The organism is Methylomonas rivi (assembly GCF_024505165.1).
Lineage (GTDB): Bacteria > Pseudomonadota > Gammaproteobacteria > Methylococcales > Methylomonadaceae > Methylomonas > Methylomonas rivi.
In genome coordinates, this window is the sequence record NZ_JANIBK010000140.1 from 1 (window position 1) to 10342 (window position 10342).

The window sequence follows — 10342 nt, forward strand, 5'->3', positions numbered from 1 at the left end:
AGAAAAGGCAATTCCTCGCGCCTTAAAACCCGCCTCGCACTTCAAAGCATTCTTGCAAGATCTGAAAACAGGCAAAGCAGCTAAATTAAGCCGCTCCGAGCTAAAATCGCAAGCCTCGGCGATACCCGATCCCCGGCAAATCAGCCTTGCATGCCTTAACAGACTTCAATAGCTCCCCGCGCAACCAATCAAACCTCCGCACCGTTTTGCCTGCCGTTGTCGATGACGTCCTAAGCCGATAGGACCGCGGCAATAAAGCGATGCTGAAAAAGTTGAAACCGCCCAACGGTTAATTCTCTTCCGCTAATTGCTTGCCGATGACCGCCGGCAATTGCTTGGGTGCCTTGATACGCAGTTGTTTATTGATATTAAAGCGGCCAAACACCACTTCAATATCGTTAACCGCCACCCGAAACTGTTTTGCCAGAAAACGCACCATGTGATCGGTGGCTTTACCGTCTTCCGGGGTAGCGGTGACACTGATTTTAAGTTGATTACCTTTAGGCTTGCCAATCGCATCCCGTTTGGCGGCGGGGGTGCCGAGCACATTCAGTACCAGGACGTCGCCGTCCCAAGCGCAAAACGTATCGATCGGCATGCCGTTACCTGTTTCCTTACCCCCGCCTTTCGCTTTGTTCTTATTCGGTTTGACCATGCGAATGAATGTTTAACAGTTGGATATATCGGTTCATTTTCGAAAGTTTGATTTTTTAGTGAGTATAAACAGCTTAAAACCCAGCCCCAGGCTTGGGAGCCAGGCGACAAACCGTCTGTCTCGTTTTACCCAGTTTTGTAGATCACGTTGCCACGACAATGGTTTCATGACATTTCCAGGCCTCGGCCTTCGAATTTGCAGGGAACGCGCTCCGTGCATCCTGCCGACTTGGTATTGCAATGAGCAAAGACGTTGACAGCGTAGGGTGGGTAACGCTTTTCCGCCCACCAAATTTAGAGCGAATACCTTGATTCCGCGTGGGCACAAAAACCGTGCCCACCCTACAAATGAAATCTGTTTTTCAAGTTCTCCCGTTATTCCACCCCGAGCATCGCAGCTTTTGGCGAAGCAAAAGAAAGTATCTCGGCCGCAGATGCGAGAACCAGCATTAAATCTAGCCGTCGCGATAGAGACACGATCACGGGACGCCGGAGCATGGGAAGAATAACCGCCATCACTCCTCAACCTTAATCACATCCCCCAAGCCGCGATACAGAATCTCGGTATCGTACATGCCTTCGGCAAATACCGGCGGTACTTGGTAAGTGCCGGAATTCAGCGGTTTCAGGCGAAACTCGAAATACTTTTCGCCGCCGTCCAGATCGCCGAACAGCACCAAGCGGTCCTCCTGCACGTCGATGTATTCCGGCTGCCACAAGGGCTTCTTGTCTATCGGCAGCGACTTGCGCTCGGCTAGGCCGTGTTCGCTGAGGTCGATTTCGAAGCCGCCGGGGATCAGCATCACCACCGCCACATCCTGCATGGCGTGATCCGGATGCAGGGCCATGCGGATATGCAGTTTGTCCTGCAGGCTAAGGCGGTTTATGGTTACGCCCTTGTCGCTCAGCAGTTGCCGGTTGACGGTGAGCTTTTTGGCGATGGCGGAGCTGGGCGGCGCACGGTCGTAGCCGGTTTCGCTGAGTTGGTAATACAAGCTCCATTTGCCTTCGCCGCGCAGTTCCAGCGGCCGTGTGGTTGGCGTCAGCAAGGCGGTTTTAATGGATTTGCCTTGCAGCTCCAGTTGCGCCAGCGGGGTGCCAGCCAACACAGTAAAACTTTGTTGCTGATCTTGTTCAAAGCGCGTCCATAAACTACCCAGACCCAGCAAGGCCATGGAGCCGCGGAAGGAGTTCATCCTCTGTCTGACCAAATCCTGCCCCAGTTCCAGCAGATAACCGCCAAATTTTGGATCTTGGGTATCCAACAGTTCAGGCAGATGTTTGCCAACCAGATACAGATACAAACTCAGGTCTTCCGGATTGTTCTGCATGTCCTTGGGCAATATGCCGCTGGCTTGCCATTGCCGCTGGATGTCGCCGAAATGGCGGTCGGCATCCTGATCCAGATGGTGCAGCTTGTAGGCTGCGCCAATAAAGAAGCGAGTGCGGCTGGCAATCGGCTGGCCGCTACTTTTGCTTTGCGCCTGCAAATCGGCTTCGAAAGCCCGCAACCGTTCGGCCACGTTTTGGCCGCTGCGGGCCAGCAGGTAGAAGGCATAGGCTTTGGCGTCGTGCTGCTCCGGCGAATATTGGCGGGATTGGGCAAACTCGTCGGCATAGCCCAGCGCCCGCTGCAGCATGGCTTCCGGCACGTTGTGGCCGCGTTCCCTGGCTTCCAGCAACATGTGAGCGGCGTACATGGAATAAAACGGCATGCCCTCATCCGCCGCCGTCCAATAACCGAAACCGCCGTCGTGTTTTTGCCGGGTTTGCAGGGTGTGGATGCTGCGTTCCAACAGTTTTTGCACGTCCTTGGCCGACAAGCCCAGCTCCGGGTTAACGCCCAACACCGCCGCCGGGAACGCTTGGCTGGCGATTTGTTCGGTACAGCCGTAGGGGTAATTTTTCAGAAACTCGACGATGCCGCGCAAATACGCCGCCGGCGTCAGCGATAAGGCCAGTTCGGTTTTCCGCTGCTCGGGGTACATGTCGCGTTGCAAATCCAATTGTCGCACTTCGCCTTTACGCTGCTGATCCACGGTCAGCACACCGCCTTGCAGCGTGGTTAGCAAAGGCTGGGAAGGACGGATGCTGATTTCCTCGCTGTAACCAGCCGTTTCGGTTCCACCCGCAACCTGATACTGCACGTTCACCGGCCCCAGTTTATCCTTGACCCTGGCATGGAAACGCACGGTACCGTCCCGGCCTTGCGCCAATGACACTGTTTGCGGATTGGGCGACAGCAATTCCAGCATGTCGCCGGCCGCGACGCTGACTTGCAAGTCCTGTTTGCCGGCCTGCTCGCTGTTGTTGGCCACCAGCACACCCATGTCGAATTCGTCGCCCGGCGCCGCCACGTAAGGTTGCTGCGGCTGAATCACATAGGCCTGGGCGGCGACGGTATGCGACACCGGCACCGCCAATTTACCGGCATTGACGGCCACGGCGATGACCCGAATCTTGCCGTTGAAATAATCCGGTACCGGTATGGATACTGTATGTTCGCCGGGTTGCGCATCAATGATGCCTGACCAGAACGCCATCGGCGCCTTATGCTTGCGGGCGAAGGGATTTTTATACTTACCCAGCTGCGCATCTTCGTCGCCGCCCGGCGCGGACAGATTATGTACCAGCGCGAAATCCGGCAGGATCAAATCCAGGATCTGATGACTTTTGACCTGTAAGGCCCGCTTGCGGAAAAAATAATCCAGCGGAGCCGGGTTGCTGTAATGGGCGAATTGCAGAATGCCCTCGTCGACCGCGTACAGCACCAGCTTGGTAGCTTCCTTGATTTGGTAAGTAACATCCAGGTTCGTACCCGGCCGCACTTTTTCCGGCACGTTCAAGCTGATGTTTTGCGTATAGCGCTGCTTGGAAATGCTGAACGGCACCACCCCGTAACTGAGCGGGCTCATGTAGATTTCCCGCGAATCCAGCGAACGCACAAAGGCCACCGACAGATAGGCATTGCCGCTGATGTTGTCCGGCAAGGTGATTTTCTGGCTGGAGGCCGTGGTGCCGGTCTTGAACCATTGACTGGTCCGCACGCCGTCCTGTTCGACGGTGAGCAGACCGGCGCCCTGGTAAGGCGCGACGATTTGCACTTCCAGGGTTTCGCCGGGCTGGTACTCGGTTTTGTTCAGGGTCAGATTCAATTCGGCGTTGCGTTCGACGTTGCGGCTTACGTTGCCGTCGCCGGCCACCGTGTAATCGACCCGATTCAAGGTTTCGCCGTCGGCGTTTTTGAACAGCAGGTAAAAACGGCCGGGATTAGCGCTGGGCAATGTGAAATCGGCCGCGCCTTTATTCAAGATTAAAGGCTGAGTATTGCGCGGTTCCTGGCGTTGCACCGACTGGTATTGATATAGGCCGTCTTCGCGCTTGACCAAGGTCGAAACATAGCGAATCTCGACAATCTCCGCCGTCAAAGTCTCGGTTTGGCGCGGTTGAAAGTCGGCGCCCAAGGCCAGCAGATTCAACTTGCGCGCACTGTCTTTACTGATGTAATCCAAACTACCGTCGGCTTTATAGCCCAGCAGATAAGCCTGTTTGGAAACCAGCGCCGTTGCCATCGCAATAACCGACCGGCCGGAACCTTTCTCGAAACCTTCGCCGGCCAGGGAAATTTCATAAACCGGCTCGGCAATGCTAGCCAGCGGCAGATCGAAAATCGCTTCGCCTTCGGCATTGGTTTTAACTTCGCCCAAGGCCTGCGGGGTGTCGGGAATGTTTTCCGGCACCGAGCGGCGGAAGCGGTAATCGCCGTAACCCGGGACCTGCCCTGCCCAAGGCCGGGCGGTCAGCTCCAGTTTGGCCACATTACCCTCGGCGGCGGTACCGAACAGGTTGCGCACCGTAATACGGGCCTTGGCGCCTTCCGGCGCTATCCAACCCTTGGCCGGGGCATTCAGCAGTTCGGTTTTAACCTGCAAGCGGTCGGGCTGGAATTCCTCCACCCGCACCCGGGTGCTGCCCAGGGATTTTTTGCTTTTATCGGCCACGATCAATTCCACCCGGTAGGTGCCGGTTTTACCGGCCGCCGGACTGGTCCAGCTGATTTCCTCGAAGCCTTCGGCGCCGAAGCCGATGGTACGGCTCCAGACTTCCTGCAATTCCGGATCGCGGATCACGGCTTTCAGCGGCAAACCGGCCGGCAATGCAGACCAATCCCGCTTGCGCAAGATCAGGCCGATGTTGACCGTATCGCCGGGCCGGTAGATGCCGCGATCGGAAAACAAATAAGCCTGCAGGCTGTCGGCGCTGTCGTGCAGGCCGTCGATATCGAAGCGCGACACGTCCAGTTGCCGGTTGTCGCGGTTGAACGGCAAGAACGATAAATCGCCGTCTTTTTCGGCCAAGTATACGGTGGGGGTTTTCTCGGCCTTTAAACCTTCGGTGGTCGGAAAGCTGACTTGACCTTGCGCGTCGGTTTTGCCGGAAAATACCGCCACCCCGTTCATGCCCAACAGCGACACCTGCGCACCCGCCACCGGTTGTCCGGTGCGGAACGACATCACGAAGATCGTCTGTTTGCCGTCGGCAGCGGTTTTCGCCAACAAGCCCATGTCGGTGAGCAATACCAAGCGTTTGTCCTGATCAACGTCTGAACCGGTATCCGCATCGCACTCATTCTGTTCCGGGTCGCCTTCCTCGCCTTCCGCGTAGTTCTGGTTTTCGCTGGCGTCGTCACCTGCCTCTTCCTGATTCTGGCAACTCTCGGCCGGCTCCGGTTTCTTTTCCGCAACCGACAACATAAACAAGCCGCGCGGCGGATAACCGTTGTTTTTGGTAAAGCGGCCGAAGTCCACCGCGAAATAGTGCCGCTGCATGTCCTGGCCGGCCGGCAAAATTTCGTCGTAACTGAAGGTTTCGGCGAAATGCTCTATCGGCAAGTTGAACTCCGGATTCTGGAAGCTGCCGGAGGTGAACTGCACCAGATGGTGCATGTTGTGCGGCAAAATGCGTTGCAGTTGCACCTTGACCTGGTTGACACCACGGCTGGTGACACCGAGTTTTTTGTCGCCACTCAGGCTCAATAAGGAGCCTTCATGCAGGATTTTCAATTCCCTTTGGTTGCCGCCCAATTCTTTCAGATAGCGTGCGTCTTTTGTCAACCGAAAACCATCCACACTTTCCAGGCCCTTGCCGACGATAACGAGCAATTGTTTGTTCTCCGGCGCGGAGAAATTCAAGTGTTGCACGCGTTTATCCTCGCTGCCGGCATCCCGCCATTTCACCGAAATCGGCATGGAGGCTTTCAGTACCTCGGCATCAACCTGATTGGCGCTTTGCCATTCGCTCAGATCTTTTTGGGCGCAAAATTTGGGCCGCTCGGGATTTTTTGGCTTGCAATCCGGCAGGATATAGACTTGGACCGCTTGTTCCAATGCGGCGGGGTCATTCAGGGGCGCGGTGGTTTGCAGGACGATCAGCCGCTCAATCGTATCGTCTTCCTTGACGACGCTGTTCAGCTCCAACTCGCTGATTTGCAGATACTCCAGCGCACTGGGAATGGCCAGCACCCGATAGGTTTCACGTTTGCTGGGTTCGCCGCCGCTGGCGGCAGCTATGCCTTTGTCCAACACCAGCTTGATTTCGCTGGGCGCATCGCCGATTTGCAGCGGCGCTGATTTCAGATAAGCCAGCTTGGGGTGTTTATCGTCGTAACTGATTTCAAAGGCCAAGGCATTATCGAAGCTTTTGGCTGGCAAAATTCGCGACCATAGCGCGGTCTTGGCGGCCAGACTATCGCGTTGCGGCGGGTAAGGAAATTCCAGGGTAGCGGTCAGGCGCTTGATTTTCGGTGCCTGCGGATCACTGTAAAGCTGTACTGAAAGGATATCGGCCTTCATTTCCGGCATATTGAGTTCGGCGCTGAATTGCGGTTTGTCGAAACTCAAATTCGGGAATGCCGCCTTATCCAGGGTTATTTGATAACGCATGCCGGGTTTCAGTAAATCCGCCGTTTTCGGGGTAAATACCAGATCGGCGCCGCCGGCCGCTTCGCCGTAAAGCCAGCTACCCTCGACGGCCGGGCTGATCGCGATTCCGCTAGCCACCGGTTTACCGGCATTCGCTTTGGTGGCCGATTCGCTTAGCGCCTGTCCTTTTAGCGAAATCAATAGTTTGTCCTCTGCCCGATCGACGGCGATGCCGTTGACGGTGGGTACTTGCTCGGCATCGCTTTTATCCCAATCGCTACGTGTTACCGGCAATTCGCACTCCGCGCCGCTAGCCAATTCGACGGCTTCGGTAAGCTTACGATCGGCGGTCAGCAGCTGCACGGTACCGGCCGCGAACACCGCTTTGATGCTGGAGTCTTCGGCCGGACGCACTAATGGATCGCTGACCGCCGCGATGCGCGCGCCCTCGCCGGCATGCATTGCAATGGCGGTGCCGTTGGCCAGTGCCGCGCTGAAAACCGGCTGGGCCACGGGGTAGTTCAATTCCAGTGAAAACTCCAGCGAGCGGCGTAACGGCGCTTCGTCCGTATCGGTCCAACGGCATTGCTGGCGTATTATCCGTAACACGGGCGTGTGGAATTTCAATAAGGTTTGTTCCAGGTTGTAGGCGGGGTGCAGTTTCAAATCGCTTAGGTTAATCCGGATGGTCGAGTCCGGCTTGAGCGTTTGCTGTTTAGGGTAAAACACCAGTCTGGACGGGTCTTGCCAACGCCATTCGCCTTCGATGGCCGGCTGCAGTTGCGGCAGGGCATCGGTCAATGGTTCGCCGTTGTCATCCGGCGGCGCGACGGCATCGGTAAAATTCAACACCAATACCGTGGTCCAGTGTTGATGGTTCAGCAGATAGACGGACGGCGCCGCCGCACCGTGGGTTTGCTCCCGGCAAGCGGGCAATATCGACATTAAACAGAGTAGAACGGCTAATCTTCCGATTAAACCGTGGCGCGATGGCGTGATCATAAGCGACGTTTCCCTTGCATCTTGCTGAAATGCGATGATTTTTTCGGCTTGGCAAGACAGGCTGGCCGATCCGGTCGGCTGCAAGCATAGACCAAGACGCCGCCGCCAACCACCGATTATTGATGGGGAATACAGAATCAAGCCCTTACCGGGTCCTGATTAGCAAGCGCCTTCAGCCAACTCAAAGGTAAGCCGCGCAAATCGTCATTTCGGCAGGGATTGCCGGACTCCGGACTGCATGGAGAGCTCGAAGATACCCTCCATGGCACTGGATGCCCGCATTTATGCCCCAGAGGGAATCCCTGCGAGCATGACAGCGTTTTTGGTTTTGCTGAAGCATCTTGCCAATCAGGTACCGGGTTGCATGGCAAAATCAGCAAGCGTGCGAAGCCAGCGGCGGACAGCCGCGAGCTAAAACGACGACAGCTTTAAGTAAAGCCGCAATCCCGCTAGATCTCGCCGCCGAGTTTGGTCCGGTTCGGCATAATTTAGCCAAGCAGTTGAATTTGCCTTGATTCGATCGGTAATCCATTGAACAATGCCTCGATCTACCGTCATACTGCTTGATACCACGGCCTTTTCCGAAACCTTTTGGGTGAAGAGAAATCGATGCCATCATCTCACCGCGCATATTGGAGGATCGTACCTATGAGTTTTGCCGCTTTGAGTCAATTATTTCTGTTCTTGTTATGGCCGGCGATGTTTCTGGCGATTTTTTACTTTACGGACAAGGAAAAGTTTAAACAACGGTTGAAGCAGTTTAAATTTAAGGATTGGTAACTCATGTGCCGTTGAAAACAGCTATTGGCGCCAACAACTTTCGCTTAAGCCGTCTGCGCTAGCCCGTCTAGCAGACGTTCACTATTCACCGCTCTCTCAAACTCTCGCCGACGTGCTCGATCAAGGGGCTGAGGAAGTATTCAATCACCCGCCGCTTGCCGGTTTTGATTTCCACCGTTACCGCCATGCCGGGGGATAGGTTGACGGATTTGTTTTCCACCTGCATGGTAGTGCGCGGCAGTTTGACTTTGGCGGCGTAGATCAGCCCGCGCTTTTCATCGTTAACGGCGTCGGTGGAGACCTGCAGCACTGCGCCGTGCAACGCCCCGTATTTGCTATAAGGGAAGGTTTCGATCTTGATTTCGGCGTCCTGGCCGGGGTTGACGAAGCCGATGTCCTTGTTTTCGATGAAGGCTTCGATTTCCAGGGCTTGGTCGGCCGGTACTATGATCATCAGCGGCTGGGCCGGCGTCACCACGCCGCCGACGGTATGCACGGCCAATTGCTGGACGCTGCCGTCCACCGGCGCGGTCAGTTTCAACAGCTGGCTGCGCTGACGGGCTTTGATCATCGCCTGTCGGTAGCCGGCGATTTTTTGTTCGCTGTCGTGTAAACGATCCAGCGCGGTGCGTTTAGTGGAGGCCAACAGTTCGTTTCTTTGCTTGTCGGCTTCCTGGATTGAAGCGTTGAGCGATTGTAGTTTTTGCTGTTGGGTCGCCAATTCGCCTTCCTGTTCGATACGGACTTGTTCGCGTTCCAGATAATCGTGGCTGGAGACGAACTTTTTGCCCTGCAGTTGTTGATAATCCTCGGCCAGCCGGCGGGCAATGGGTGCCGTATTTTGCAGTTTGGCCACGGTGGCCTGAGTGGCCCGCAATTCCGCCTCCCGGCTGGCTTTGTCCGCTTCCAGCCGTGCCAGCTTACTCAACAACTCCTGCCACTCGCCGTCCAGATGCCGCTGCTCGTTGCCGGCCTGCAGCTGCGAAACGCTTTCGGGGGTTTGCAGTTGCGGTGCTTGCCGTTTGCCCTGCTGCAACTGATTGAGGCTGGCCAGAAAGGCGGTGTCGCGCGCGGCCAGTAGTTCAGTGATTTGTAGATCGCCGGCAATGCTATCGGTATCCGCATCGGCGGCGGTGGCATCCAGTGCTATCAGCACCTCGCCGGTTTTGACGGTTTGGCCGTCGCCGACGTAAATCGCCCGCACGGTGGCGGTTTCCAGCGGCTGAATGGTCTTGACCCGGTCGTTGGGCACGATCTTACCTTGAGCCGTGGCGACGATGTCGATATGCCCCAAGGTGGCCCACAGCACCGCCAACACGGCAAAGGCTATCAGCAACCAGATGGCCACGCGCGGGGCCGGCGATACGGGCGTTTCCTGCAAAGCCAGCGCCGCCGGTAAAAATTGGGCTTCGTAGCGCTGCCGAGGGATTCCGTCCAGTTCGGCCCGCCGGGTCCAAATCTGGCGAAACACTGATCTATAGCGATGGAGTAAATCCATAGCGGCTTGAAATTTCATGCCTTAGCTACCTTGCATCGCCTCATCCCATCTGCAACCGATGCAAATAGGCATAATGCCCATCGGGCCGTTGCAGCAATTCCGCATGGCTGCCTTGCTCGATGATTTGCCCCTTGTCCAACACGATAATCCGGTTAGCGTCGCGTACCGCGCTCAGCCGATGGGCGATGACGATTACCGTGCGGCCCTGGCAAATGGCTTTCATGTTTTGTTGGATGATGCGTTCCGATTCGTAATCCAGCGCGCTGGTGGCTTCGTCGAAAATCAAAATGCGCGGATTGGCCAGCAAGGCCCGGGCGATGGCGATACGTTGGCGCTGGCCGCCGGACAAAGTCGAGCCGTGTTCGCCTACCATCGTGTCGTAGGCTTCCGGCAATTCCAGGATGAACTCGTGAGCGCCGGCCAATTGGGCGGCGGCGATCACTTGCGGCAGCGGCGCGCCGGGGTCGGTCAGGGCAATGTTGTCGCG

General features: G+C 56.3%; 4 protein-coding genes. All 4 read right to left on the reverse strand.

Translation table 11 applies throughout. The features are described 5' to 3' along the window. Positions 1-289: 289 nt before the first annotated feature. Positions 290-598 carry a DUF167 domain-containing protein gene (locus NP596_RS17475; protein WP_256616677.1) on the reverse strand — a complete coding sequence of 103 codons (309 nt, stop codon included), beginning with the start codon at positions 596-598 and terminating at the stop codon, positions 290-292. Positions 599-1169: 571 nt separating this feature from the next. After that, positions 1170-7520: an alpha-2-macroglobulin family protein gene (locus NP596_RS17480; RefSeq protein ID WP_256616678.1), complete on the reverse strand. Its 6351-nt coding sequence runs from the start codon at positions 7518-7520 to the stop codon at positions 1170-1172. Between the two features lie 922 nt (positions 7521-8442). Further along, positions 8443-9873 carry an HlyD family type I secretion periplasmic adaptor subunit gene (locus tag NP596_RS17485; protein WP_256616679.1) on the reverse strand — a complete coding sequence of 477 codons (1431 nt, stop codon included), beginning with the start codon at positions 9871-9873 and terminating at the stop codon, positions 8443-8445. A 22-nt stretch (positions 9874-9895) separates the two neighbouring features. After that, a partial coding sequence (locus NP596_RS17490; RefSeq protein WP_256616680.1) for an ATP-binding cassette domain-containing protein occupies positions 9896-10342 on the reverse strand: 447 nt, incomplete at its 5' end.